Origin of the sequence: Amycolatopsis sulphurea, from assembly GCF_002564045.1 — a bacterium.
Taxonomy (GTDB): Bacteria; Actinomycetota; Actinomycetes; order Mycobacteriales; family Pseudonocardiaceae; genus Amycolatopsis; species Amycolatopsis sulphurea.
Genome location: NZ_PDJK01000002.1, coordinates 2,579,882 through 2,604,457, shown reverse-complemented (window position 1 = coordinate 2,604,457; position 24,576 = coordinate 2,579,882). Strand labels below are relative to the sequence as shown.

The window sequence follows — 24,576 nt, the reverse complement described above, 5'->3', positions numbered from 1 at the left end:
GAAGGGCTGTGAAGGACCCCTTCACGGAATCCTCGGGCGTGCTCACCGGCCGAACGCGGCGCGACGGGACGCGCGGCGCAGCACGGTGAGCACGGCCGGGCCGAGCAGCAGGATCGCGACCAGGTTGGTCAGCGCGCGTCCGGTGTCCCAGCCGAGGGTGGACGTGAGCACGGTGAACACCAGGAAGCGGTGCAGGTTCTCGCCGAGCGGAGCGCCCGGGAGGAAGTCCAGCGCGGTCGAGCCGGCGAGGAACGGCCAGGTGAACATGCTCATCGCCAGCCCGTAGAAATAGGCGGCCAGCACGCCGTAGCCGGCCAGCAAGGCGATCTCCCACCGGCCGCGGACCCGGCCGGGCAGCAGCCCGGCGCCCAGCCCGACCAGCGATGAGGCCAGCATCTGGAACGGCAGCCACGGGCCGACGCCGCCGGTGAGCAGCGCCGAGGCGAACAGCGAGGTCGAGCCGAGCACGAAGCCGAAACCAGGGCCGAACACCCGGCCGGCCAGTACGAGCAGGAAGAACACCAGCTCGATCCCGCCGGTGCCCGCGCCGAGCGGCCGGAGCGCGGCGTCCACAGCGGACAGCACGCCCAGCAGCGCGAGCGCTTTGGCGTCCAGCCCGCCGCTGGACAGCTCGGCGAGCACGATCAGGATCAGCACCGGCAGCGTGACCAGGAAGACGAACGGAGCGTCGGTGGTGTGCGCCGACGTCCCGACGCCGCTGCGGGAGAGCAGGGGCCAGCAGAACATCGCGAGCCCGGCGACGACCGCGACGGTCAGCACCAGCGCGCTGCGGTGGCGAAGGCGGACAGCCGGGCCGAGGAAGTCCGTCACGAGAGCGCCTTCGCGACCTCGTCCACGGTCAGCCATGGCTCCGGCGCGAGGATCTTCGCCACTTGCGGCGCGAACGCGGGCGAGGAGACCACGACGTCGGCAGTCGGCCCGTCGGCGACCACCTCCCCCTCGGCGAGTACGACGACCCGGTCCGCGGCGGCCGCGACGAACTCGACGTCGTGCGTCGCGAGCAGGACCGCGTGCCCCTCACCGGCCAGCGCGGCCAACTCGACGGCGAAGTGCTGCTTCGCCGGGTAGTCCAGACCGCGGGTCGGCTCGTCGAGTAGCAGCACCGGCGGCGCGGCGGCCAGCTGCACGGCCAGTACAAGCGCGAGCCGTTGTCCTTCGGAGAGGTCACGAGGGTTCGCTGCGCCGTCGACACCCGGCACGAGCCGGTCGAGCAGCTTCCGGGCGGTGCCCTCGGCGGCCTCGGATTCGACGTCGGCCTGTCGGCATTCGGCGGCCACGGAATCGAGGTACAGCAGGTCGGCCGGGCTCTGCGGCACCAGCCCGACGCGCGTTCGGGCCGCCCGCGCACGCAACGCCTTCGGGTCTGCGCCGAGCACGTCGACCGCGCCGTCTGAGCGTGGTCCGCTGCCCTGCAACGCCCACAGCAGTGACGACTTGCCCGAGCCGTTGCGGCCCATCAGTGCGACTACTTCGCCTCGCCGAAGCGTCAAATCGACGCCGCGTACGGCGTGTACGCCGCCGTAGCGGACCCGAACACCGCGCGCGGTGAGCACCGGCTCGCCGGCCTGCTGACGTACGCGCTCCGGCTGTCGCCCAGCCAGTTGTTCACGCAGTGGGCGCGCCTTCCGACGGGCGTCGCGTACGGACAGCGGCAACGGCGACCAATCCGCGAGCCGGCCAAGCTCCACAATGGGTGGCGCGACATCGGTGTGCGCGAACACTTCCGACGGCGGACCGGACACCACTGTGCCGTCGCCGGGCAGGTACAGCAGCCTGTCGGCGTACTGGGCCACGCGTTCCATCCGGTGCTCTGCGACCACGACGGTGGTGCCGAGGTCGTGTACGAGCCGGGTGATCGCGGCCAGCACCTCCTCGGCGGCGGTCGGGTCCAGCGCCGAGGTCGGTTCGTCGAGCACCAGCACCCCCGGGTGCGCGGTGAGCACCGAGCCGATCGCCACCCGCTGCTGCTGCCCGCCGGACAGTGTCCGAAGTGGACGATCACGCAGCTCCGCGATGCCGAGCAGATCCAGCGTCTCCTCGACCCGTTTACGCATCACCTCGGGCGGCACGGCCAGCTGCTCCATGGCGTAGGCCAGCTCCTCCTCGACGGTGTCGGTGACGAACCCGGCCAGCGGGTCCTGCCCCACCACGCCGACCACCTCGGCCAGCTCCCTCGGCGGATGCTCGGCGGTGGACCGCCCGGCCACCCGCACGGCCCCGGTGAGCCGCCCGCCGGTGAAGTGCGGCACCAGCCCGTTCATCACCCCGAGCAAAGTCGACTTACCGACTCCAGTGCGGCCGGCCACCAGGCACAGCTCGCCCTCTTCGACCTCGAAGGTGAGATCGGTGAACACCGGCCGGGCGGCACCCTGGTAAGTGATCCCGACGTTCGAGAACTCGATCATCGGACCACCTCCGCGACGAGCGCCGGGCGCGGCGCGAGCCAAGCGGGAAGCACACAGACGAGCACCGCGAGCGCGGGCAGCAAGGGCAGCTCCGGCCACGTCGGCGGCGACGCTGGGGTGGCCAGCGAAACCGGCTCGGCCACCAGCACGAGCACGCACCCGGCCACCCCGCATAGCGCGACCAGCGTTTCCGGCAACCGCCACGGATCAGGCCGATAAGTCGTCCGCCGCACCCGGCGTCCGCCGAGCACGAAACCGGTGGCAGCCACGAAGAGCCCGGCGACCAGCATCGGCACGCCGAGCCAGGACGAGGAGCCGTCCAGCACGCCGTACACCCCGACGGCGACCCCGGCCAGCCCGGCGAGCACACAGACCGCGATCAGCACGCGGACCTGCCGTCCGAGGTAGCCGCGACGGCCGTAGCCCCGGGAATCCATGGCCGCCGCCAGCTGCAACGACCGGTCCATCGCATCGGCCAGCACCGGCACGAAGATCCCCTTTACGAAACGCAGGCCACGGGTCCGCCCGGCCCGCAACCTTCGCGCACGCCGTACCCGGTGCACGCTTTCCACCAGCTGCGGTGCCACGGACAACGCGACGGTGACCGCCGTGCCCACTTCATACAACGCCGCCGGCACCGCTTTCAGCAGGCGTTTCGGGTTCGCCAGCGCGTTCGCGGCGCCGACACAGAGCACGATCGTGGCCAGCCGCAGGCCGTCGTAGAAGCCGCCGAGCAGCTCCTCGGCCGACGTGGGGCCGAGCAGCTCGATCCCGGCGGCCGCGGCGGGCAGCGGAATCCGAGGCAGGGTGAACAGCACGTGCCCGCCGTCCTCGCCGCCGATCAGGATCCGGAACAGCACCCGCGAGATCAGGATGACCGCGGCGACCAGTGCGTACATCCGGAACGCCAGCGCCCACGGCGCGTCGCCACGCCGGGCGACCACGACGAACCCGGCCACCGCGAGCACCAGCCCGAGCAGCAGCGGGTTCGTGGTCCGGCTCGCGATGACCGCGAGCGCGAGCGCCCACACCCACCACGCGCCGGGATGCAGCGCCCGCGGACTAGGCCGCACCACGCCGGCGCCGGATCGCGGTGACCACCCCGGCCACCGCGATCAGCACGACGACCACGATGCCCACGACCAGTCCCCACGGGAAACCGCTGTCCGAAGTGGACGATTCGGCGGCGGGCGCGGGATCGTTCGCCTTGCGCACCGGGGCGGTCCGCGGCGGCGGGTAGTCGGTGTAGGACTTGCCGATCGCGAAGGACCAGCCCTCGAAACTGCCCGCAGGCGGCTTCCAGCCCTGCACGCCGACCTGGCTCGACTCCCATTTGCCGCCGTTGGTGGCGGTCCAGAAGCTCCAGGTGGCGTTCTCCGGCGGCATTCCGGTGCAGGCCTGGTCCGCGGGCTTGTTCTCGATCTTGCACAGCAGGGCCAGCCCGTACTTGCCCGAACCGGCCAGCTCCAGCCCGGCGTTCTGCAGCGCAGTGAGCCCGTTCTCCTGCGGCCCCGTAGCGCAGCGGATGAGCGGGTCCCCGCCCAGACCCTGGAAGTCGACGATCACGGTGACCCCGTTTTCGTCCGGGCAGTACCCGGCGGTGCCCTTGCCGGGCACGGTCGCCGAGGCGGGCGCGGCGCCGCTCAGCCCGGTACCGATCAGAAGTACGCACCCGGCGAGGACTCGCCCCCAGTGGCGCGCGTGTGTGAACCGCATGTCAGATGAACCTCGCATCGATCGGGCCACGGCGGGCGATCCGGCTCGCGGCCCGGCGAAGGGGCCGCTCACGGTTGCGGGCCAGCGCCGGAATCCCACCGGCTTCCCCCGTTCGTGGCGTAGAACTCGTCGACGTTAACCCACCTCAGGCACTCTTCGGAAGCGACCGCGGCCACACCTACACTTCCGGACGTGGAATCCGGACAGCTGCGCGTCGGCCTCGTCGGAACCGGTCCGTGGGCGGCCAGGGTGCACGCACCCGGGCTGGCCGAGCATCCGAGCACCGTGCTCAGTGCAGTGTGGAGCCGCCGCCCGGAGGCCGCGCAGTCGCTCGCGGAGACCTACGACACCGTGGCCGCCGGCCGCATCGACGAGCTGTTCGACCAGGTCGACGCGATCGCTTTCGCGGTGCCACCGGCCGTGCAGGCAGAGATCGCACCGCGCGCCGCAGCAGCGGGCAAGCACCTGATCCTGGAGAAGCCGATCGCCGCCGACCTGCCCGGCGCGCGGCGGCTGGCCGACGCGGTCACCGAAGCCGGAGTCGCGTCGCTGGTGATGCTCACGCTGCGTTTCGCACAGGAGACCCGCGACTGGCTCGACGGAATCAACCAGGCCGGCGGCTGGCGAGGCGGCGGCGCGCGCTGGCTGTCCGGCGCGTTGCTCGGCGGTCAGTACGCCGGCTCGGCGTGGCGGCAAGACCCGTCGGGCGGTGCACTCGCGGACATCGGACCGCACGCGTTCGATCTGCTCGACGCCGCGCTCGGCCCGATCACCGAGGTGCTCGCCGCGCACCGCGGCGCGGAAGATCTCTGGCATGTGTTGCTGGCCCACGAGAACGGGGCGACCAGCACCGCGACGCTCACCCTGCGGCTGCCGGTGCAACCGACCGTAGCGGAGGTCGCGGTGTACGGCGAGCACGGCTACCGGAGGTTTAGCCGGTCGGGTACTGCCGCCGAGTCGTATACCGCACTGCTGGATGATTTCGCGGCCATGGTATCCAGCGGAATTTCCACGCACCCGTGTGATGTGCGCAGGGGTGTGCACCTGGCGTGGATCGTCGACCGTGTACGCGCGCTGACCGGCCGATAACCCTCGATCGTCCCTTGTGGAGCGTGACTCTTCCGATCCACTATGGACACCCCATGCACGGGATCCCGTTTCCCGCCACCGAAGGATTCACCGAATAGGGCGGGTCACCCTGTGTGTCTGGCGGATCCCGCGTCGCAATGGTGACCTTGGAGCAGGAAACAAGCGGTTCGCCGAGGGGTTCGAGAAGGGAAGCGCATGGGTGCTCTGCTGCGCGCTTTCTGGGGGATCATTCCGGCCACAGCCATCGCGCTGCCGTACGCGATGCTGTGCTGGCCGTTGCTCACCGTCCGCCGGCGGCGAAGAGCCGGTGTCAGCCTGGCCCGCGCTTCCGCGACCGCCGGGGCGGACGTGCTGATCGTGACGCTCGCCGCGCTGGTGCTGATCCTGGTCACGATGCCGGTCGGCGACAGCCACAGCAGCACGCTGGACCTGATGCCCGGCGCCGATCTCGCCGAGGCGTACGCCGACGGAGGCTCGCTGTGGCAGGTGCTCGGCAACCTGTTCCTGCTGCTGCCGCTGGCCGCGCTGGTGCCGCTGCGGGTGCCCCGGCTGCGCTCGGCCGGCCGGATCGCCCTTCTCGCGCTGGTTCTGTCCGTGCTGGTGGAGGCGACCCAGTTCGTGCTCCACAACGGCCGGGTCACCTCGACCGACGACGTGCTGCTGAACACGCTGGGTGCGGTACTCGGCGCGGCCGCGACCCGGCCCGGGTGGCGGCGGCTGGATCAGCCGGTGCCGGCGATCCCGGAGCAGCTGCGGCGGACCGTCTGCGTGGCCCCGATCCAGCTGCACAGCAGCCGTCCCGCGTCCAGCGCCCGGTACGCCGGGCTCAGCCACCCGGAACAGCCGTGAAAATCCGGTTGCGCCTACCGGCAGACTGAACGCAGTACCCGTTTCGGACGAAGGAATGCCTATGTTCGCCGCCACGGCCCGCGTCGGCCGAGGTCCGGCCTGACGCGAATAAGCCCGCCGTTCGCGCACGCACCGTGCCCGAGCGTCGCCGCGTCCTGCATTCCTTCGCCCGAAAGGGTTTCTTCCGCATGTCTGCCATTCAGGCTTATGTCCGTACGACCGCACCTCGCGGCCGGGACACCGAACGGATCGGACCGTTCCTCGCGACTTTTTCCCGCGAGAGCAGCAATCCGATGCTCAACTACGCGATCCCGGACGAGGGCGCCGAGCCGTCCCCGGCCGAGCTGACCGAGCTGACCGAGCTGACCGCCGCGTATCGCGACCGGGATCTCTTGCCACGGCTGGAGTTCTTCACCGAGGTGGCGCCCGCCCTGGAGACGGCGCTGACTTCGGCCGGATACCGGCTGGAGCGCCGGATCCCGTTGATGACCTGCACTCCCGCCGGGTTCGTCGACCGGCCGGCGCCGCCCGGATTCCGGCTGCGGGAACCGGAATCGGACGCCGACCGGCGGCGGCTGCGGTCGATGCAGAACGTCGCGTACGGTGCGGGACCGGAGGTCTCCGACACCGAGGTGGCCCAGACGCGCGAAGACCTCCACCTGCTCGCGCAGGACTGCGTGAGCGGCGAGATCGCCGGCGGCGGGGTGGCGCTGGAGATCGTTTGCGGCATCAGCGAAGTGGCCGGGATCGCGGTAGCCGGGCCGTTTCGCCGGCGCGGCCTCGCGGCGGCCGTCACCGCACGGCTCACCAGGAGCGTGCACGAGCGCGGCGCCGGGTTCGCGTTCCTCACTCCGGCGAACGAGGGCGTCGGCACGATGTACCGCAAGGTCGGCTACCAGGACTGCGGTGACTGCGTGCACATGTCCCGGCAAAGTTGGTCGAGGACCGTGATCAGCAGAGAGAGCCGTGGCTGCCGCGTCATCATCGACGACACCTGCCATCTCGATCGATTACGCCCGGCAGCAGGCGAAGCGGAGGTGTTCGAGGCGCGCGACCACCTCGCACTGTGCGCCAGCCCTGTCCCGGGTCTGTGAAGGGGCCCTTCACAGACTCAGAGTCCGTGAAGGGCCCCTTCACAGACCTCCGCCGTCTGCGCAGGGCCCCTCACGCCGACTTTGCCGACACCCTGCGGAGCGTGCACGAGCGCGGCGCCGGGTTCGCGTTCCTCACTCCGGCGAACGAGGGCGTCGGCACGATGTACCGCAAGGTCGGCTACCAGGACTGCGGTGACTGCGTGCACATGTACCTCGAGTAGTCCACTCCGGACACTCGACCGATCGCCCGCAGCGCTTATAACACAAGTAGTGCGACATGTCCAAAGATGTCGCACTCATCGGCCCGTTCATACTGATCCTCCTGCCCATAAGTTCACAGATCCTCTGGGGAAAGTGAACTGCGACACATGGACCATGGCGGTACCGGCCGATTGTTCTAGCGTGAGCCGACGTGCGGCTGATCCCATACCCCACCCGGACGTCACTGGAACCCGGTGTACCCGGCCACCGCCGGACGCATCGACATCCCCAGCGCCGCATCTACCCCATCTGATCAGGCTCGTTCCCGCGAAGGCAGCACATAGACAGCAGCCGCTCGGCGATCAGCACAGGATTCGGAGTCCGGCCATGACCAGCACGGAACAGAACACCCACTACCGGCTGGGCGACGCCCCCGGGAAGGTGCCCTTCCTCGGCAACGCCGTCCAGATCTTCCGGGACCCGCTCACCTACCTGCCGGACCTGCGCCGGCAAGGCGATCTGGTGCGGGTGCGACTGGGCCGGAGCACCGCCTACCTGGCGGCGACCCACGACGTCGTCCAGGAGGTGCTGCACAAGCCCCGGGAATTCGACAAGGGCGGCGAGTTCATCGACAAGATGCGGGTGATCCTCGGCGATGGGGTCGGTACCTGCAGCGTCACGACGCACAAGCGGCAGCGCGGGTTCATCCAGCCGGCCTTCACCAAGGCCAAGATCTCCGGCTACACCGAAGTGATGTCCCGGCGGGTGGCCGAGCTGATCGATTCCTGGCACGACGGCAGGGAAATCGACCTGCCCGAGGAGATGAGCAGGCTCACCACCCGGGTGACCGCGCAGGCGATGTTCTCCCACGACCAGGTCAGCGCGGAGGCGATCGCCGAGATTCAGCGGTCGTTCCCGGTGGTGTGGAAGGGTGTCTACCGCCGGATGATCCTGCCGCTGCCGCTGGTCCACCAGGCCCCGACCAAGGCGAACCGGGACTTTCGGCGTGCCCTGCAACGGCTGGAGAACGTCATCTCCACCATGCGGGAGGCCTACCGGACGAATTCCGGGCCGCAGGACGACATCCTGTCCATTCTGCTCGCGGCCCGGGACGAGAACGGCGTCGGCATGACCGACGAGGAGATCCGCGACGAATTGATGACCGTGCTGGCCGCCGGTGTCGAAACTCCGGCCTCGGGACTCACCTGGGCGCTGTACTTGATCAGCCGGCACCCCGAGGCCGAGGCCCGGCTGCACGAGGAGGTCGACTCGGTACTCGGCGGACGCACCGCCCTCGAAGCGGATTATCCGGCGCTGCCGTTCACGAATCGGATCGTCAACGAGGCCCTGCGGATGTACCCGCCGGTGTGGTTCATCACCCGCCGGACGGTCAGCGACACCAAGCTGGCCGGACACGACATCCCTGCCGGGGCGAGCATCCTGTTCAGTCCGTACGCATTGCACCGGGACCCGGCGGTCTTCACCGATCCGGATTCGTTCGTACCCGATCGCTGGCTGCCGGAGAACCTGAAGAAGCTACCGCGCAACGCCGTCATCTCCTTCAGCGGGGGTACCCGGAAATGTCTCGGGGACGTCCTCGCGAACCACGAGATGACCATCGCGCTCGCCTCCATCGCGGCGCGCTGGAAGATCTCGCACAAGCCGGGCCACACCATCAAACCCGTGGCGAAGGCGGAACTGACCACCGGCGACCTTCCGATGATCCTGACGGCCCGGAGGCCCTCCGGAGCCTCGGCATGACCGGGATTGCCTTGCGCCACGAGGAAAACCTGCAGCCGCCGCCCGGACACCCACTGCTCGGGTTCCGGTCGGCGATCTCCCCGCACGTGGCGGAACTGGAGGGGCACATCCTCGCCTGGGCGGAACGCTACGCGGTGCTCGACAACGCCCGGGCCCGGGACAAGCTCGCTCGCACCCGGCTCGGCGAACTCGTCGCACGGGCCTACCCCACCATCCTCCCGGCCCGGCTCGAAGCGGTCGCCGGATGGTTCACCTGGGCGTTCGTCATCGACGACTGCTATGAAAACGATGCCGGGCCCTACGACGAACCCGCGGCGCAGACCTTGCGCGTCCTGGTCCGGGAGCTCAAGCCCGACGCCACGCACACGCGGCTGGACGCGCTGCTGGCCGATGTGTGGCACCGTTTGGCGGCCGGGATGAGCACCGCCTGGCGGCTGAGGTTCACCCAGCACATGGCACATTTCCTCGCCGCCTTCAAGTACGAGGCCCTCAACCGGCAGGTCCGGCACGTGCCGGACCTGCTCGGCTACCAGCAGCTTCGCCGGGCCTCCGGGGGCATCACCCCGTCGCTGGACCTGCTCGAAGTGGCCACCGGGCAGGAGGTGCCGGGGCTGCTCCACGAGTTCGAGCAGGCCCGCGCCATGTTCAACCGGGCGTCCGACGTGGTGGTCTGGGTCAACGACATCGTCTCCCTGCGCAAGGAACTGGCCGCCGGGGAGACCACCAACGGCGTGCTCGTGCTCGCCGAGGAACACCACGTCGAGCTGCCGGAGGCCATCGACCTCGCCTACGCGCTGGTCGCCCGGCAGATCGAGGAGTTCGAGCAGGCCACGAGCGAGCTGGAAACGCTGATGAGCCGCTGGCGCGGCCTGGAGCCCGAGACCGTCGACGCGGTGCGGACCTTCACCGACGGCCTGCGTTCGTGGATGCGCGGGAACCTCGACTGGTCCGGCAACAGCGACCGCTACCGGAACGCCGACGGAGTACTGCTGTCCACCGGCTCTTCCTTGATTTCGCCCGCCACGCCAAGCCTTATCGAACCGCACTGAGGCGGCCGCCGTGCGCGATCGCTTCGATGACAGCGTAATCTCGGCCAGGCGGACAACCCTGCTGGCGCACGACCCGCAATTCTCCGCGGCTTGCCCGGACGACGCGATCACGACGGCCATCCGGCAGCCTTCGATGCCGTTGAAGGACATCCTCACCACCATCATGGCGGGGTATGCCGATCGGCCCGCCCTCGGCGAGCGGGCAACCGAATCGGTGCTCGACCCGGTCACCGGCCGCACCACCCGTCGGCTGTTGCCACGGTTCGACACGATCAGCTACGACGAGCTGTGGCGACGGGCGAACGCGATTGCCGCGGCCTGGTACCACGACGAACTCGCCCCGGTGCGGGCCGGTGACTTCGTCGCGATTCTCGGTTTCACCAGCGGCGACTACGCCACGCTCGATCTGGCGTGTCTCCGGGCCAATGCGGTGACCGTGCCGCTGCAGGCCGGTTCCGCGCCTGCGCAGCTGCTTCCCGTCGTCCACGAGACGCGCCCGCGCATTCTTGCCACGAGCGTGGAGCATCTGCTTACCGCGGCGGAGATCGCCGCATCCGCGCCGTCGGTACGCCGCCTGGTGGTGTTCGACCATCATTCCGATGTGGACGATGAGTGGGAGCGGATCGAAGAGGTCCGGCACCGCCTCGGCGAATCAGGTCACGACGTGGTCGTCGAGTCGCTGCCGGAGGTGCTCGATCGGGGTGCCGCACTGCCTTCCCCGCCGGAAACCGATTCCGCCACCGATTCCGCCACCGATTCCGACGAGGAACGGCTGTCCCTGCTGATCTACACGTCCGGCACGACGGGAATGCCCAAGGGCGCGATGTACCCGGCCCGGCTGGTGGCCGAACTCTGGCGCGGATTCTTCCCCGAGCGCCCGGGACTTCCGCTGATCGACGTCGCCTACTTGCCGATGAGCCATCTCGCCGGCCGCGCGGTGCTCTACAGCACCCTCGCCCGGGGCGGGACGTCGTTCTTCACCGCCCGCACCGATCTTTCGGTGCTGTTCGAGGACCTAGCGCTCGTCCGGCCAGCCGTGCTGATGCTCGTTCCGCGCCTCTGTGAGACGCTTTTCCAGCAGTATCACCCGAATCCGGCAGCTGACGGCACCGGCCAGGCAGTCAGCTCGCGCCTGGGCGAGCAGGTGTTCGGAGATCGATACCTGTGGGCGGTCTGCGGAGCGGCGCCGTTGTCGGCGGAGCTGACCGAGTTCATGGAATCCATGCTCGGTATGCGGCTGCCCGACGGGTACGCCTCCACCGAGGTGGGCGCAGCCCTGTTCGACGGCAAGGTGATGCGCGAGCGAGTACTGGATCATCGGCTTGAGGACGTTCCGGAGCTGAATTACTTCACCACCGACTCGCCTTACCCACGCGGAGAACTCCTGCTCCGGTCGAACTCGGTCATCCCCGGCTATTACCGCCGCCCGGACCTCAGTGCCGAGGTATTCACCGATGACGGCTTCTACCGCACCGGCGACATCATGGCCCGGACCGGCCCGGATGAACTGATATTTGTCGATCGGCGCAACAACCTCCTGAAACTTTCCCAAGGCGAATTCGTCGCGCTGTCGCGATTGGAGACGTTGTTCACGGGCAGCCCGATGATCCGGCAGATCTACCTCTACGGCACCGGTGAACACGGATACTTGCTCGCGGTGGTGGTACCGGCGCCCGAGGCACTCGACGGTGACGACCCGGAGCGGCTCACTTCGCTGATACACCAAGCACTACAACAGGTCGGCCGCGCCAACAACCTCGCCGGGTACGAGATACCGCGAGACTTCCTGATCGAGACCGAACCCTTCAGCCCGGAGAACGGGCTCCTGTCCGGCATTCGCAAATTGCTGCGCCCGAAGCTCAAAGAACGTTACGTCCGCGAACTGGAGCGCCGCTACGCGGAAATCGCCGAACGTGAGGCCAGTGCATTACAGCAATTGCAGGAAATCGGATCCGATCAGCCGGTGATCGACACCGTGCTCGCCGCCGCACAAGCGGTACTCAGCACTTCGACGGGACACCGCACGCCCGGGGAACATTTCCTCGACCTGGGCGGCGACTCATTGTCCGCGCTCACCTTGGCCACCCTGCTGCGAGACATCTTCTCGGTCGACGTCCCGGTCGGCGTCATCGTCAGCCCGGCAACTGACCTCGGCGCACTGGCGGCCTATCTCGAACAGAAGCTGACCTCCGGCGCCGCCGATCAGCCGTCGGTGGCCGATGTCCACGGCCCCGCCGTGACCGAGCTACACGCAGCCGAGCTGACCCTGGACAAGTTCCTCGACCCCAAAACCCTCAACACCGCAAGAAATCTGCCGCACCCAGATGGTCCACTTCGGACTATCCTGCTGACCGGCGCGACCGGCTACCTCGGCCGGTTCCTCTGCCTGGAGTGGCTACGACGGCTCCAATCGACGGGCGGCACACTCGTGTGCCTGGTCCGCGGCAGCGACAACGCGGCCGCCCGCGCCCGGCTGGACGCCGCGTTCGCAAGCGACGAAGAACTGTCGCGCCAGTATCACGCGCTCGCGGACACCCGCCTGGAAGTGCTGGCCGCCGACCTCAGCGAGCCGCACTTTGGTCTGACACCCGAATCCTGGCGACACCTGGCCGATACCACCGATCTCATCGTGCACGACGGTGCGCTCGTCAACCACGTCCTGCCCTACGCACAATTGTTCGGCCCGAACGTCGTGGGCACCGCGGAAGTGATCCGGCTGGCGCTCACCGCCAAACTCAAGCCCGTCACTTACGTGTCCACCATCGGCGTGCTCACCGACGATTCGGCCGAGGACGCGGACCTCCGCCGCGCCAGTCCGATATGGACACTGGACGACGGTTACGCCAACGGCTATTCAGGCAGCAAGTGGGTCGGCGAAGTCCTGCTGCGGGAAGCGCACGACCTCTGCGGCCTGCCAGTGACCACACTGCGGTCCGGCATGATCCTGGCCCACAGCCGGTACGCCGGACAGCTGAATGTGTCGGACGTCTTCACTCGCCTGCTGCTGAGTTTGCTGATCACCGGCATCGCCCCGAATTCGTTCTACCGGGCGGGCGCCGCCGCGCATCACGGCGGCCTGCCGGTGGACTTCACCGCGGAAGCCGTCGTCTCACTCGGTGCAGAGGCTTCGGCAGACTACCGGACTTACCACGTGGTCGACTCGCACGACGATGGCATCTCTCTCGACACCTACATCGACTGGCTCGGCGAAGCCGGCCACCCCGTGACCCGGGTCGGCGACTACCGCACCTGGCTGCCCCGGTTCGAGACCGCGCTGCGTGCCCTGCCGGAAAGCCAGAAGCGACACTCCCTCCTACCATTGCTGCACGCGTTCGCCGACCCACAGACGGACTCCGCCATCCCGGCCGAACGCTTCCGTACCGCGCTCCACCGGACCAGCCCCGGCCGCCCTATCCCGCACGTCACCGCCGAACTGATCGGCAAATACGTCACCGACCTGGCCCGGCTCGGCCTGCTGTGACCGCCCGGCCCCAAAGCTGTGAAGGGGCCCTTCACGGACTCAGAGTCCGTGAAGGGCCCCTTCACAGCATTTCGGCCAGGGGGCGCGGCGCTAGTCGTCGTAGCGGCCGCCGCGGGCGCGCTTGACCTGGCTGCGCCGCTTCTTCGCGGCCAGCCGCCGTTCCTTGGCGCCTTTGGAAGGCTTGGTCGGACGGCGTTTCGCCGGCGGCGGCGCGGAAGCCTGCACCAGCTGCTCGACCAGCCGCGCACGCGCCGCGTCCCGGTTCATCAGCTGCGACCGGTGTTCGCTGGCCGCGATGGTCAGCACGCCGTCGACCAGGCGGGCGCCGAGGCGGGTCAGCATCCGGGCCCTGAGCGCAGGCGGGATCGCCACGGACCGCGCCACGTCGAACGACAGCTCGACCCGCGAGTCCGTGGTGTTCACGCCTTGTCCTCCCGGCCCGGACGACCGGGAGAACCGCTCCCTCAGCTCGGTGCCCGGGATCACGAACCGGGACCCGACTGGTACGTCCTCAGCCACGCCGTCCAGTGTCCCAGTGCGGGCAAGCGCGTTTCAGAACCGCGGGTGGTCGCCGGACAGCACGGCCCGCGGACCGTCCGGGTCCTCGGCGGGTGCCACTTCGCCGAGCACCCAGGCCGGCACGTGCCGCGCGGTGAGCATGGCCAGCGCACGGTCCACGTCCTCCGCGGACACGATCGCGACCATGCCGACGCCCATGTTGAACGTCTTCTCCAGCTCGGCGCGCTCGACCTTGCCCCGCTGGCCGATCAACGCGAACACCGGCGCCGGGGTCCAGGTACCGCGCTCCAGGCGGGCGACCAGGCCCCGCGGCATCACGCGGGCGAGGTTGGCCTCCAGGCCACCGCCGGTGACGTGCGCGAAGGTGCGCACCTCGGTCTCCGCGACCAGCGCGAGGCAGTCCTTCGCGTAGATCTTGGTCGGTTCGAGCAGCTCCTCGCCGAGCGTGCGGCCGAACTCCTCCACGTGCCCGCCCAGCGGCATCCGCGCGATGTCCAGCAGTACGTGCCGGGCCAGCGAGTAGCCGTTGGAGTGCAGCCCGGACGAGCCCATCGCCAGCACCGCGTCGCCGGGACGGACCTTCTCCGGGGACAGCAGCGCGGCCGCCTCGACCACGCCGACCCCGGTGGCCGACAGGTCGTAGTCGTGCTCGCCCATCAGGCCCGGGTGCTCGGCCGTCTCGCCGCCCAGCAGCGCGCAGCCGGCCTGCACGCAGCCCTCCGCGATCCCGCCGACCAGCGCCGCGATCTTCTCCGGCACCACCTTGCCGACCGCGATGTAGTCCTGCAGGAAGAGCGGTTCGGCGCCGGTGACCACGAGGTCGTCCACCACCATCGCGACCAGGTCGATGCCGAGCGTGTCGTGCTTGTCCAGCGCCTGGGCGACGGCGATCTTGGTGCCCACCCCGTCGGTGGAGGAGGCCAGCACCGGCTCCTTCCACTTGTCCAGCTTGAGCGAGAAGAGCCCGGCGAAGCCGCCCACCCCGCCCCGCACCTCCGGCCGGGTGGCCCGCTCGGCGTGCGGCTTGAGCAGCTCGACGGCCTGATCACCGGCGTCGATGCTGACCCCCGCAGCAGCGTAGGTGGCGCTCGTGGACTCGCTCACGGAGACGGACTCCCTCTCTGGACTTCTGGCTGAACTGATGTGCGTGTGGTCGATTGTGCCTGTGATCACGGTGCTCACGGACGCCGGACGGCGTCTTCGGCACCGTACCCGGCGGCGCTGACCGGAGCCGCCGCGCCACCGGCCGCATCCATGCTTTCCAGCAGGTGCTTGCCGATGAGGGCGTCCTCGGGCAGGGCGATCGGGTACTCGCCGGAGAAGCAGGCCGTGCACAGCCGGGACTTGGGCTGCTCGGTGGCGGCGACCAGGCCGTCGAGCGAGATGTAGCCGAGCGAGTCGGCTCCGATGGAGCGGCGGATGCCGTCCAGGTCGACCCCGTTGGCCACCAGTTCGGCCCGCGAGGCGAAGTCGATGCCGTAGAAGCACGGCCATCGCACCGGCGGCGACGCGATGCGCACGTGCACTTCGAGCGCACCCGCCTCGCGCAGCATCCGGACCAGCGCGCGCTGGGTGTTGCCGCGCACGATCGAATCGTCGACCACGACCAGCCGCTTGCCGCGGATCACGTCGCGCAGCGGGTTCAGCTTGAGCCGGATGCCCAGCTGCCGGATGGTCTGCGACGGCTGGATGAAGGTGCGCCCGACGTAGGCGTTCTTGACCAGGCCGGTGCCGTAGGGGATGCCGGAGCCCTGCGCGTAGCCGATCGCGGCCGGGGTGCCGGATTCCGGCACGGGCATCACCAGGTCGGCTTCCACCGGGTGCTCCCCGGCCAGCCTGCGGCCGATCTCGACCCGGGTGGCGTGCACGCTGCGCCCGGCGATGGTGGTGTCCGGCCGGGCGAGGTAGACGTACTCGAAGACGCAGCCCTTGGGCTCGGGGTTGGCGAACCGCGAGGACCGCAGCCCTTCGGCGTCGATGGCGATCAGCTCGCCCGGCTCGACCTCGCGGACGAAGGAGGCCCCGCAGATGTCCAGCGCCGCGGTCTCGCTGGCGACCACCCAGCCGCGCTCCAGCCTGCCGAGGACCAGCGGATGCACCCCGTGCGGGTCGCGGGCGGCGTAGAGCGTGTTCTCGTCGGAGAAGACGAGGCAGAACGCGCCCTTGAGGGTGGGCAGCAGGTCCATCGCGGCGGCCTCGATGCCCTTGTCCGCCGCGGTCGCCGCGAGCAGCCCGCAGACCAGGTCGGAGTCGCTGGAGGAGCCGGTCAGCCCCGCGTGCGGTTTGAGGCCCGCGGTCGCGGTGCGATCCCGCAGCTCCGCGGTGTTGACGAGGTTTCCGTTGTGCGCGAAGGAAAGCCCGCTGCCGGTGGCGGTGGTGCGGAAGATCGGCTGGGCGTTCTCCCAGATCGTGGCGCCGGTGGTGGAGTACCGGCAGTGCCCGACCGCGATGTGGCCCTGCAGGGATTGCAGGATCTGCTCGTCGAAGACCTGGCTGACCAGCCCGAGATCCTTGAAGACCACGATCTGCGACCCGTCGGAGACGGAGATGCCCGCGGCTTCCTGCCCACGGTGCTGCAGGGCGTAGAGCCCGTAGTAGGACAGCTTGGCGACTTCTTCCCCGGGCGCCCACACGCCGAAGACCCCGCACTCTTCGCGGGGTTCGGGTTCTGGCTGGTCGGAATCGTGCTGGTCAGGACGGGCGGAGAGGTCGGAAACCACCGAGGTGCTCCCAAGAGGACGTGGTCAGGCCGACTCAAGTGTAAGCGCTCCGGGACCACCTCAGCCGCGACGCGACGTGGTTCTGCCCACTGTTCTGGTCACTTCCTGCCCGCTTCTCCCCGGATTCCGGAGAGCGGTGCGCTCGTTCCGGATCGTGCTGCCGGGTGACGAGAGGCGGTGGCGGTCGGCTGCCTCAGATGGCACGGTGTGCGCGCTCACGCCGACGACGCGGGATCGGCTTCGTCCACCTCGGACGTCGCCAGTGGCCGACCAGCCTGATGGCCGTGAATCCTGTTGCCCGCAACGAAATCCGGGCGCACCGGCGTTATACCGAATGGACGGCCCGACGCGAAGCGCGCGTCAGGCCGTCCACTGAAGAGAGTCGGGCCATGCGGCCAAGTGAGCAGCCTCGATCAGCTCGCGGCCAGCCACTTCAACCGGCCGCCGCGGCCGGGAACCCAGCAGCCGCGCGTCGCTGCCGCTCTGGCGGCGGACTGTGCCGCCAGGGCGGGCTCGTCGGGGAGGGCCAGCACCTCGCCGAGCACCTCGGGCGCAGGGCCACGAGAACGCCACAGGCAGGTGGCGGGCGCGAAAATGTTCTTTTCGCCGCCCGGGAGGCGGGTGGCCTCGGCATCGTCTTCCGCGCGGAGGCGGACTACGTCGACGACGTTGTCGTGGGCTCGCACGCCGACCACGGCTTGAACTTCGCCGCGTTCGTCGGTCGGGTGCACGAACCGGTAGCCGCGCGCGATCAGCTCCTGCAGGCCACTTTCGACATCAGCCGAGGACATCGTCGAATTCGCCGTCCTTCGCTCCCGCGAGGAAGGCGGCCATCTCGGCACGCGTGTAGACCAGCGCCGGCCCTCCCGGGAAACGCGAGTTCCGCATCGCGATTTCACCCGAGGTCAGCGGCGCCACCTCGACGCAGTTGCCCACCGCGCCGCTGTAACTCGCCTTACGCCACTGGACTCCGGTCAGACGATCAGCCGGAATGCCGTTCTCGAACCGCTCAGCCATGGTGCCCACCTTCCAAAACGACGAGAAGCTCCGGAATCTGCATGTGCATTTGCCTGCGACTCGGACGCTAGCACGCGCGCATGCAACGGTAAATGCACGTGCAGAACTTTGTGCAAATTTCTCACTGCGTAGCGACCGTTCGCAGCAAAAACTCCCTACCGGGTGATTTGAGCACTACCCGAAAGGGCTAAATAACACTGAGAGTAGCTGCTTCTTGGTGATTTTCTACGGAGAGCGAAATTTTGGCGCCGAGTTGATCACATCCAGTGAGGACCCCTAAGTGCAGTGAGTGAAGGTCGATCACTCTCGGTCGACTCAGCGACCGGGGGCGCACGCCCGGCAAGCGGTCATCCGGAGGGATTCACCGAGCAGGCAACCGGCCTGAAATAGTCATGACAAAACTAGTAAGATCATTACTATGGCCACCACCGGCAAGCGGTCCGCACTGGGGCTCACCGTGCTCGGCATCCTCGCCGCGGAGCCGATGCACGCCTATCGCATCCAGAAGCTGATCAAGGACTACGGCAAGGACCGGGTCGTCAACGTGCGGCAGCGGGCCAGCATCTACCAGACGATCGAACGGTTACGCGCGCTCGGGCTGATCCGGGTCGAGGGGACCGCGCGCGAGGAAGGGCGGCCGGAGCGAACGGTGTACGCCGTCACCGAGAAAGGGCTGGCGACGGCTCGGTCCTGGATCAAGGAGATGCTCGCGACCACCGGTAGCGAGTTTCCGGAGTTCCCGGTCGGGCTGTCCTTCCTGGTCATGGTGAGCCCGGAGGAAGCGGTGACGCAGCTGGAGGCACGCCTGGCCGCGGTCGACGCGGAACTCGCGGAAGTCTCCGGGGTGCTTGCCGAGACCGCCGAGGCCGGCCGGGTCTTTCTGGTGGAAGAGGAGTACCGGCAGGCGCTGCTGAGCGCGGAACACCGGTGGCTGCGGACGTTCGTCGCCGATCTTCGCAGTGGGGTGGCCGGCTGGTCCGAGGGGTGGGTGCGGCAGGCCGCCGCGGAATTCGCCGCGAGGCAGGCCGAGGAAGAAGAGAGACCGTCCTCAAGCAGGTACCGGTCCTGATCGCCGGCGACGGGCTCACCAGCGCGCTTTCCTTGCCCGGCAAGGGGTTCCGCCGCTTCTGGTGGATCGGCACGCTGGGGTGTCGAGCCACGGACGCGCCCGCGGGATCATTCAGCGGACCATGGAGATCTACCGCGCATACGGGATCGCCGATGCGGTCACCCGCGCGGGAGCACCGTTCGACGCCGAGGCCGGCGTTGCCCGGTGCGAGACGCTCGCGGGCGAATGGCAGTGGTTGTACGACGCGGAGGAGCCGCGCGGACTGCTGGATCTCACCGCCGGTGAGTTCTGCATGGCCGATCAGAACACCGTCGAGCCGATCCTGATCGATGCGGCCGCTTCGGCAGGTGCCGAGCACCTCTTCGACACCGAGCTGCGGACGTTCGAGACCAACGCAGACGGAGTGACGGCCACGCTGGAAAACCGTGGCACGGGCGAACAGCAGACAGTCCGGACCGGCTACCTGATCGCCGTGGACGGGAACCGGAGCCCGATCCGGTAGCGGCTCGGCATCGGCCGCACCGGGGAGCGAACTTTCCAGCACACCGTGTTCCATGCCGAGCTGCCCGGTCTCCTCCCGCGCCGGGCGCTGTTCTGGACCATCGCCAACCCGGCCGGGTTCTTCGGCGGGCTGGTCAGCACCGCCGAACAAGACCGCTGGCAGCTTTCGGTCGGTACGAACCGGCCACCGAGTCCGTGACCGACTTCACTGAAATGCGTTGCCGACGGCTCGTGCAGACCGCCCTAGGCCGGGGCATCGACGTCGAAATCGTCGGCGTCGCCGAGCGGTACCGGGCGGGCAAAGTCTTCCTGGTCGGCGACAGCGCGCACGTACGGCCACCGGCGGGTGCGCTCGCCGGGGTGCAGGACGCGCGCAAACTGACGTGGAAACTCGCCGCAGTGCTCCGGGGCGCTTCTCGACACCTACGACGCCGAGCGCCGGCCCTGGCCGAGAGGTTGGCGCCGACGATCGTCGCGCACCAGGAGGCGAGGATGAGCGGCCAGGCCGAACCGGAGGGAACGGACCCGCACGCCCAGATCTTCGGCGTCTGCTAGGGGATCGGCAGGACGGCACGAGATCCGGAAACGAACCCGTCGCGAGAGTCGGTGCGCGGGTGCCTCACCTCTGGCTCGGCGAACAAGCGGTGCACGACCTCCTCGTCGCCGAGTTCGTTCTGCTCTGCGACAGTCCGGAATGGACGGAAGCGGCGCGTGCGGCCGGTATCCGGGCTTGTCGTGCGGAACGAGCCGACGGATGGGCCGAGCGATACGGCTCCGGTGCGGTGCTCGTGCGGCCGGACGGGTACCTCGCCTGGCGGGCGAGGGCGGCTTCCACCGCGGGGCCGGCCGAAGCACTCGGCCGGGCATTGCACAGCAGCTGAGCAGTCAGATTTCCTGGCGGCGCTTGGCGATGCGGGAGCGGCTGCGCTCCGGAGTCTCCGCGTCGACGGCGAGCAGGTCCAGCGCCCGGCCGTACTTCTCGATCTCGTCGCGCTTGTCCAGGTAGTGCGCGCCGGTCAGGTACTCGATGTAGACGATGTTCGGGAGTTCGGTTTCGGCGAAGCGCAGCAGGGAGAACGCGTGCTCGGCGGACAGCCCGCTCCGGCAGAACGGCAGGATCTGCACCGAGACATGCGGCAGCGTGGTCACCTCGAGCAGGTACTCCAGCTGCTGCTTGAACACCTTCGGCCCGCCGATCTGGCGCTCCAGCACCGATTCGTCGAGCACCGCCCAGATCCGGGGCGCGTCCGGGCGGGCCAGCATCTTCTGCCGCCGCATGCGCAGGGCGACCAGCTGGTCCACCCGCTCGTCGGACATCTCCGAACGGCCGTGGCTGACGATCGCCCTGGCGTACGGCTCGATCTGCAGCAGGCCGGACACGAACAGCGGCTCCCAGATCTGAATCCGGGACGCGGCCTCCTCCAGCCCGACCAGACCGGTGAACCAGGTCGGCACGGTGTCGCCGAACCGGCGCCACCAGCCCGCCTCGTTGGATTGCTTGACCATGTCGAGGAACGCCTGGCGTTCCTCGTCCTCGGCCACGCCGTACATGGTGAGCAGGTCGGCGACGTCCCGTTCCTTGAAGCCCACCCGGCCCAGCTCCAGCCGCGAGATCTTCGACTCCGAACCGCGGATGTTGTACCCGGCCTGCTGCCTGGTGATCCCGGCCTCCTCACGCAGCTTGCGCAGCTGCGATCCGAGGATCATCCGGCGCGCAGTCGGGCCGAGGCTCTGCTCGCCGCCGGGCGCGTTCACCGCGTTCATGACCGGGCCCTTTCGTACGCCGCTCGTCGGTTGGGATACCGAATTCCGACCACCCAAACTACACCCCGGGTGCCGACCGGGATAGCACCCTACAGGCCGTGGACGGGTTCGGTGCCGGAGAATTCCCCGTGGCCAGCACAAAGTCGAACACGATTATCGTCAATCTCCCACCCGGAACCGGCTAGGACCGCAGCAGCGGCAACCAGTGCGCGAGGTCGGCCCGGCTACCCGAGGCCGACACCCGCGCGGCGGCGACCGCCTCCGCCCAGTCCACCCTCCCGGTGGCCAATTCCAGCCAGGTCCGCGGATCCGTTTCCACCACGTTCGGCGGCGTGCCCCTGGTGTGCCGCGGACCCGCCACGCACTGCACGGCGGCGAATGGCGGTACCCGTACTTCGACACTGTGCCCCGGCGCGTCCTGCGCGAGCGCGCGCAGGCTCAACCGCACCGCCGCAGCCAGTTCCGCGCGGGCCGGTTCGGGGCCCTCACCTCGCAACCAATCCGACACCGCCAGCACCGCGGCCCGTAACTCAGCGGGATCGACCGAACGCGAAGAGGCCATGCGTCAACAGTAGAGTGACGGCAGACGGACTAGCAGGCACCCGGCACCGAGGGACGGCGATGGCGCAGCGGGACGAGGCAGATCGGATGGTTTCCCAGGCCCCGGCAGGGCGGCGCGCGCGACGGAACGCGTATCCGCGCCGTGGACCGCAAGGCAAACCGGAGATCAGCCCGGAAATGCGGGAAAACGCCCGTACCAACCCGAACAGCTGGCTGTACGTCATCGATGAGGCCTTCGACGCCCGCGGCCCGGTGCCGTCGTGGGCCGTGGTGGGCGCGTACCCGGTCAGCGGGACCGGCGATGTCGTCGAGGACTTCCACCCCAACGACCGCTACCGCCCCTCGCCGAAGGCGCTCGGATTCCCCGAGCCGCGCAACGATCTCGAACGGCTGCTGCAGCTCGTGCGCACCGAGCACCGTCCGGCCGAAGACCTGCCGCGCGCCGTCCTGCGCGCCACGCTGTTCGTCTACGCGCTCTCTCCCGCACAGCGCACCGTGATCGGCTTCCACAACGCCGACGGCCGGGTGATGGTGCCCGCGTACACGGCAAAGGCACTGGTGCCACGGGAATGGCCGCACGCCCGCGCGGTGACCGGCCGGGACATCGTGGCATTGCTCGCCGGGCATCCGGTGGCGATCAACCCGCACGATCTGATCACGGCCGTGATCCCCGCCGACCAGCTGCTGCGGGCGCTCGCCGAAGAACGTCGCTGAGGCGTCACCCACTGAACCATCCACAGGCCTTCGACCTGGGAATAACACCCAACTGAGTGATCACCGATTCGCCGGAATCGCGCCCGCCGGGCATGGTGACAACGGGCAGGAGTACAAGCGTCCGGTTGGGAGTCCAGCGTGAAGTCTCGTCATCCGCTGCTGCGCTGGAGCGCGGTACTGCTCGCCGGGGTCACCGGCGCGGCCTTGTGCACCACGTCCGCGGCCACCGCGGCGCCGAGTTACGCGGGCGCGCAGGACAACTACGCCGGCTCCCAGATCGCCCGGCACGAAGGCGTCGCGGGCAGCCCCGTGGAGTACAGCGCGGCCGACCAGTTGCTCGGCCACGACGTGAGCGGGCACCAGGGGGCGGTGAACTGGGCGGGCGCGGCAAGCGCGGGCGCGAAGTTCGTCTACATCAAGGCAACCGAGGGGACCGGGTTCGTCAACCCGCAGTTCGCTCAGCAGTACAACGGCGCGTACGGCGCCGGGATCGTGCGTGGTTCATACCACTTCGCGCGGCCGGACGTATCCGACGGCGCGGCACAGGCCGAGTACTTCCTCGCGCATGGCGGCGGCTGGTCGGCCGACGGCAAGACCCTGCCCGGCGCGCTCGACGCGGAGTACAACCCCTACGGCGAAACGTGTTACGGCAAGGACGCGGCCGGAATGGTCGCGTGGATCAAGGCCTTCTCCGAAACCTATCGCGCACGTACCGGCCGGCTGCCCACCATTTACACGTCGACTAGCTGGTGGAAGACCTGCACCGGCAACAGCGCCGCGTTCGGCGGGAACCCGCTGTGGCTCGCGCGCTACAACACCAAGGTCGGCGAGCTGCCCGCGGGCTGGGGGCAGCAGGCGATTTGGCAGTTCGCGAACTCCGGTTCACTGCCCGGCGACCAGAACTGGCTCAACGGAACGGCGAGCGCATTGCGCAATCTGGCAATCGGGTGAACATTTGTGGTCGCGTCACGAATTGCCGCGTATCTCCTGCGGAAAAATCACCCACGTGTCTGCTCATTTTCACGGAACTTGGTGACAAACGCCGATTCGTGGCCAAGAATCTCTTCCGTGGCGGCTACCTGCACATAGCCGCCCACCGCGAGGGTATCTGTGAAGGGATTCGACGATGTCCACTCCCAGAAGAGGACGGCGCAGCACACTGTTCTCCGCTCTGACCATTCCGGTCGTGGCACTCCTGCTCGGTGCCTCGACCCAGGCCTCGGCCGCCCCGGACACCACCGGGATCGCCACGATCAATGCCGACATCCAGGCGCACAACCACACCATGGGCTCGCAGATCCGCCGGGTCGAAGGGGATCAGTCCACCCCGCAGTCGCGGACCGCCGCGCAGCGGCCGCAGCCCGCAGCCGCCGCGGCGAACCAGGTACTGGCCACAGTGGCCGGTATGGACGTGGCGAGTTACCAGCGCAACGTCGACTGGGCAAGCTGGTGGAACCAGGGCAAGCGATTCGTCTGGACCAAAGCGACCGAGAGCACGAACTACACCAACCCGTACTTCGCGCAGCAGTACAACGGCTCCTACGACCAGGGCTTCATCCGCGGCGCGTACCACTTCGCCACGCCGAACACCGCGAGCGGCGCGGCGCAGGCGAACTACTTCGTCGCGCACGGCGGTGGCTGGTCCGGTGACGGCAAGACGCTGCCCGGCGCACTGGACATGGAGTACAACCCCTACGGCGCGACCTGTTACGGGCTCAGCAAACCGGCGATGACCGCGTGGATCAAGGACTTCCACGACACCTACCACGCCAAAACCGGTCGCTGGCCGGTGATCTACACCTCTGCCAGCTGGTGGAACCAGTGCGTGGACGGCGATTTCTCCGCCACCGCCCCGCTGTGGGTGGCGCGGTACGCCTCGTCGGTGGGCGCACTGCCCTCGGGCTGGGGCGTCTACACCGTGTGGCAGTACACCTCCAGCCCGCTGGACCAGGACACCTTCAACGGTGCCTACGACCGGCTGCAGGCGCTCGCCAACGGCTGAACCTCCGGCCTGGATGATCAAGGGCTCCCGGTCGTCCCGCCCC

Annotated in this window: 25 protein-coding genes and 1 riboswitch; of the genes, 14 read left to right on the top strand and 11 right to left on the bottom strand. The window is 68.9% G+C overall.

Going from position 1 to position 24,576, the window contains the following annotated elements:
- Positions 1-42 precede the first annotated feature (42 nt).
- The 4 genes from ATK36_RS18285 to ATK36_RS18270 are packed head-to-tail and all read right to left on the bottom strand — an operon-like array spanning position 43 to position 4,142.
- Positions 43-831, bottom strand: coding sequence for an ECF transporter S component (locus ATK36_RS18285; protein WP_098512661.1), 789 nt, complete (start codon positions 829-831; stop codon positions 43-45).
- On the bottom strand, positions 828-2,426 hold the full coding sequence (locus ATK36_RS18280; protein WP_098512660.1) for an ABC transporter ATP-binding protein: 1,599 nt from the start codon (positions 2,424-2,426) through the stop codon (positions 828-830). The genes ATK36_RS18285 and ATK36_RS18280 overlap by 4 nt, the downstream gene beginning before the upstream one ends.
- Positions 2,423-3,502 carry a CbiQ family ECF transporter T component gene (locus ATK36_RS18275; protein ID WP_170069794.1) on the bottom strand — a complete coding sequence of 360 codons (1,080 nt, stop codon included), beginning with the start codon at positions 3,500-3,502 and terminating at the stop codon, positions 2,423-2,425. The genes ATK36_RS18280 and ATK36_RS18275 overlap by 4 nt, the downstream gene beginning before the upstream one ends.
- Entirely contained in the window at positions 3,489-4,142 is a 654-nt protein-coding gene (locus tag ATK36_RS18270; protein WP_098512659.1) for a hypothetical protein, read from the bottom strand. The genes ATK36_RS18275 and ATK36_RS18270 overlap by 14 nt, the downstream gene beginning before the upstream one ends.
- A gap of 17 nt (positions 4,143-4,159) precedes the next feature.
- A riboswitch (cobalamin riboswitch) is annotated at positions 4,160-4,301 on the bottom strand.
- A gap of 33 nt (positions 4,302-4,334) precedes the next feature.
- Here ATK36_RS18270 and ATK36_RS18265 point away from each other — a divergent pair.
- The 6 genes from ATK36_RS18265 to car all read left to right on the top strand — a co-directional run bounded on the left by ATK36_RS18265 (position 4,335) and on the right by car (position 13,666).
- Positions 4,335-5,231 (top strand): Gfo/Idh/MocA family protein, encoded by an 897-nt coding sequence (locus ATK36_RS18265; RefSeq protein WP_098512658.1) that lies wholly within the window; start codon positions 4,335-4,337, stop codon positions 5,229-5,231.
- 195 nt (positions 5,232-5,426) lie between these two features.
- Complete coding sequence (locus ATK36_RS18260) at positions 5,427-6,080, top strand: VanZ family protein (protein WP_098512657.1); 654 nt, start codon at positions 5,427-5,429, stop codon at positions 6,078-6,080.
- A 188-nt stretch (positions 6,081-6,268) separates the two neighbouring features.
- A complete protein-coding gene (locus ATK36_RS18255; RefSeq protein WP_098512656.1) occupies positions 6,269-7,174 on the top strand; it encodes a GNAT family N-acetyltransferase in 906 nt (301 codons plus the stop codon).
- Between the two features lie 588 nt (positions 7,175-7,762).
- Positions 7,763-9,136, top strand: coding sequence for a cytochrome P450 (locus ATK36_RS18245; protein WP_170069793.1), 1,374 nt, complete (start codon positions 7,763-7,765; stop codon positions 9,134-9,136).
- Positions 9,133-10,185 carry a terpene synthase family protein gene (locus tag ATK36_RS18240; RefSeq protein WP_098512653.1) on the top strand — a complete coding sequence of 351 codons (1,053 nt, stop codon included), beginning with the start codon at positions 9,133-9,135 and terminating at the stop codon, positions 10,183-10,185. The genes ATK36_RS18245 and ATK36_RS18240 overlap by 4 nt, the downstream gene beginning before the upstream one ends.
- Before the next feature lie 10 nt (positions 10,186-10,195).
- Complete coding sequence (gene car / locus ATK36_RS18235; protein ID WP_245914879.1) at positions 10,196-13,666, top strand: carboxylic acid reductase; 3,471 nt, start codon at positions 10,196-10,198, stop codon at positions 13,664-13,666.
- 90 nt (positions 13,667-13,756) lie between these two features.
- Here car and arfB read toward each other — a convergent pair whose 3' ends face one another.
- The 5 genes from arfB to ATK36_RS18210 form a co-directional block, all read right to left on the bottom strand.
- Positions 13,757-14,185 carry an alternative ribosome rescue aminoacyl-tRNA hydrolase ArfB gene (gene arfB, locus ATK36_RS18230; RefSeq protein WP_098512652.1) on the bottom strand — a complete coding sequence of 143 codons (429 nt, stop codon included), beginning with the start codon at positions 14,183-14,185 and terminating at the stop codon, positions 13,757-13,759.
- A 33-nt stretch (positions 14,186-14,218) separates the two neighbouring features.
- Complete coding sequence (gene purM, locus ATK36_RS18225; RefSeq protein ID WP_098512651.1) at positions 14,219-15,289, bottom strand: phosphoribosylformylglycinamidine cyclo-ligase; 1,071 nt, start codon at positions 15,287-15,289, stop codon at positions 14,219-14,221.
- 74 nt (positions 15,290-15,363) lie between these two features.
- On the bottom strand, positions 15,364-16,905 hold the full coding sequence (gene purF / locus ATK36_RS18220) for an amidophosphoribosyltransferase (protein ID WP_098512650.1): 1,542 nt from the start codon (positions 16,903-16,905) through the stop codon (positions 15,364-15,366).
- A gap of 413 nt (positions 16,906-17,318) precedes the next feature.
- Positions 17,319-17,696: a hypothetical protein gene (locus ATK36_RS18215; RefSeq protein ID WP_098512649.1), complete on the bottom strand. Its 378-nt coding sequence runs from the start codon at positions 17,694-17,696 to the stop codon at positions 17,319-17,321.
- On the bottom strand, positions 17,683-17,922 hold the full coding sequence (locus tag ATK36_RS18210) for a DUF397 domain-containing protein (RefSeq protein WP_098512648.1): 240 nt from the start codon (positions 17,920-17,922) through the stop codon (positions 17,683-17,685). The genes ATK36_RS18215 and ATK36_RS18210 overlap by 14 nt, the downstream gene beginning before the upstream one ends.
- A 418-nt stretch (positions 17,923-18,340) precedes the next feature.
- Here ATK36_RS18210 and ATK36_RS18205 point away from each other — a divergent pair, with 418 nt between their 5' ends.
- From ATK36_RS18205 to ATK36_RS18190, 5 genes are read left to right on the top strand one after another with little or no spacing between them, the layout of a single operon-like run.
- Positions 18,341-18,991 (top strand): PadR family transcriptional regulator, encoded by a 651-nt coding sequence (locus tag ATK36_RS18205; protein WP_098512647.1) that lies wholly within the window; start codon positions 18,341-18,343, stop codon positions 18,989-18,991.
- On the top strand, positions 18,882-19,493 hold the full coding sequence (locus tag ATK36_RS18200; protein ID WP_342752034.1) for an FAD-dependent monooxygenase: 612 nt from the start codon (positions 18,882-18,884) through the stop codon (positions 19,491-19,493). The genes ATK36_RS18205 and ATK36_RS18200 overlap by 110 nt, the downstream gene beginning before the upstream one ends.
- A gap of 45 nt (positions 19,494-19,538) precedes the next feature.
- The gene (locus tag ATK36_RS32320) at positions 19,539-19,691 is read left to right on the top strand and encodes a hypothetical protein (RefSeq protein ID WP_170069791.1); all 153 of its coding nucleotides are present in this window, start codon (positions 19,539-19,541) and stop codon (positions 19,689-19,691) included.
- The gene (locus ATK36_RS18195) at positions 19,688-20,047 is read left to right on the top strand and encodes an FAD-dependent monooxygenase (protein WP_245914877.1); all 360 of its coding nucleotides are present in this window, start codon (positions 19,688-19,690) and stop codon (positions 20,045-20,047) included. The genes ATK36_RS32320 and ATK36_RS18195 overlap by 4 nt, the downstream gene beginning before the upstream one ends.
- Positions 20,041-20,373 (top strand): aromatic-ring hydroxylase C-terminal domain-containing protein, encoded by a 333-nt coding sequence (locus tag ATK36_RS18190; RefSeq protein ID WP_342752092.1) that lies wholly within the window; start codon positions 20,041-20,043, stop codon positions 20,371-20,373. The genes ATK36_RS18195 and ATK36_RS18190 overlap by 7 nt, the downstream gene beginning before the upstream one ends.
- A 4-nt stretch (positions 20,374-20,377) precedes the next feature.
- Here the strand turns inward: ATK36_RS18190 and ATK36_RS18185 are convergent, their stop codons facing one another.
- Both ATK36_RS18185 and ATK36_RS18180 read right to left on the bottom strand, forming a co-directional pair.
- Positions 20,378-21,256: a helix-turn-helix domain-containing protein gene (locus ATK36_RS18185; RefSeq protein ID WP_098512644.1), complete on the bottom strand. Its 879-nt coding sequence runs from the start codon at positions 21,254-21,256 to the stop codon at positions 20,378-20,380.
- A 181-nt stretch (positions 21,257-21,437) separates the two neighbouring features.
- Positions 21,438-21,818: a sterol carrier family protein gene (locus ATK36_RS18180; protein WP_170069790.1), complete on the bottom strand. Its 381-nt coding sequence runs from the start codon at positions 21,816-21,818 to the stop codon at positions 21,438-21,440.
- Positions 21,819-21,877: 59 nt separating this feature from the next.
- On the opposite strand from ATK36_RS18180, the gene ATK36_RS18175 reads away from it, so the two are divergent.
- The 3 genes from ATK36_RS18175 to ATK36_RS18165 all read left to right on the top strand — a co-directional run bounded on the left by ATK36_RS18175 (position 21,878) and on the right by ATK36_RS18165 (position 24,533).
- A complete protein-coding gene (locus ATK36_RS18175) occupies positions 21,878-22,531 on the top strand; it encodes a type VII secretion system-associated protein (protein WP_098512643.1) in 654 nt (217 codons plus the stop codon).
- Between the two features lie 177 nt (positions 22,532-22,708).
- Entirely contained in the window at positions 22,709-23,482 is a 774-nt protein-coding gene (locus tag ATK36_RS18170; RefSeq protein WP_386999876.1) for a lysozyme, read from the top strand.
- A 175-nt stretch (positions 23,483-23,657) separates the two neighbouring features.
- On the top strand, positions 23,658-24,533 hold the full coding sequence (locus ATK36_RS18165) for a lysozyme (RefSeq protein WP_098512642.1): 876 nt from the start codon (positions 23,658-23,660) through the stop codon (positions 24,531-24,533).
- Positions 24,534-24,576: the final 43 nt, after the last annotated feature.

Bases quoted from the DNA above. Each gene is read 5' to 3' on its own strand.
- ATK36_RS18280 (WP_098512660.1), bottom strand. From the start codon at position 2,426: ATGATCGAGTTCTCGAACGTCGGGATCACTTACCAGGGTGCCGCCCGG.
- ATK36_RS18270 (WP_098512659.1), bottom strand. From the start codon at position 4,142: ATGCGGTTCACACACGCGCGCCACTGGGGGCGAGTCCTCGCCGGGTGC.
- ATK36_RS18260 (WP_098512657.1), top strand. From the start codon at position 5,427: ATGGGTGCTCTGCTGCGCGCTTTCTGGGGGATCATTCCGGCCACAGCC.
- ATK36_RS18255 (WP_098512656.1), top strand. From the start codon at position 6,269: ATGTCTGCCATTCAGGCTTATGTCCGTACGACCGCACCTCGCGGCCGG.
- ATK36_RS18245 (WP_170069793.1), top strand. From the start codon at position 7,763: ATGACCAGCACGGAACAGAACACCCACTACCGGCTGGGCGACGCCCCC.
- ATK36_RS18240 (WP_098512653.1), top strand. From the start codon at position 9,133: ATGACCGGGATTGCCTTGCGCCACGAGGAAAACCTGCAGCCGCCGCCC.
- ATK36_RS18215 (WP_098512649.1), bottom strand. From the start codon at position 17,696: ATGTCCTCGGCTGATGTCGAAAGTGGCCTGCAGGAGCTGATCGCGCGC.
- ATK36_RS18210 (WP_098512648.1), bottom strand. From the start codon at position 17,922: ATGGCTGAGCGGTTCGAGAACGGCATTCCGGCTGATCGTCTGACCGGA.
- ATK36_RS18205 (WP_098512647.1), top strand. From the start codon at position 18,341: ATGGCCACCACCGGCAAGCGGTCCGCACTGGGGCTCACCGTGCTCGGC.
- ATK36_RS18185 (WP_098512644.1), bottom strand. From the start codon at position 21,256: ATGAACGCGGTGAACGCGCCCGGCGGCGAGCAGAGCCTCGGCCCGACT.
- ATK36_RS18180 (WP_170069790.1), bottom strand. From the start codon at position 21,818: ATGGCCTCTTCGCGTTCGGTCGATCCCGCTGAGTTACGGGCCGCGGTG.
- ATK36_RS18175 (WP_098512643.1), top strand. From the start codon at position 21,878: ATGGCGCAGCGGGACGAGGCAGATCGGATGGTTTCCCAGGCCCCGGCA.
- ATK36_RS18165 (WP_098512642.1), top strand. From the start codon at position 23,658: ATGTCCACTCCCAGAAGAGGACGGCGCAGCACACTGTTCTCCGCTCTG.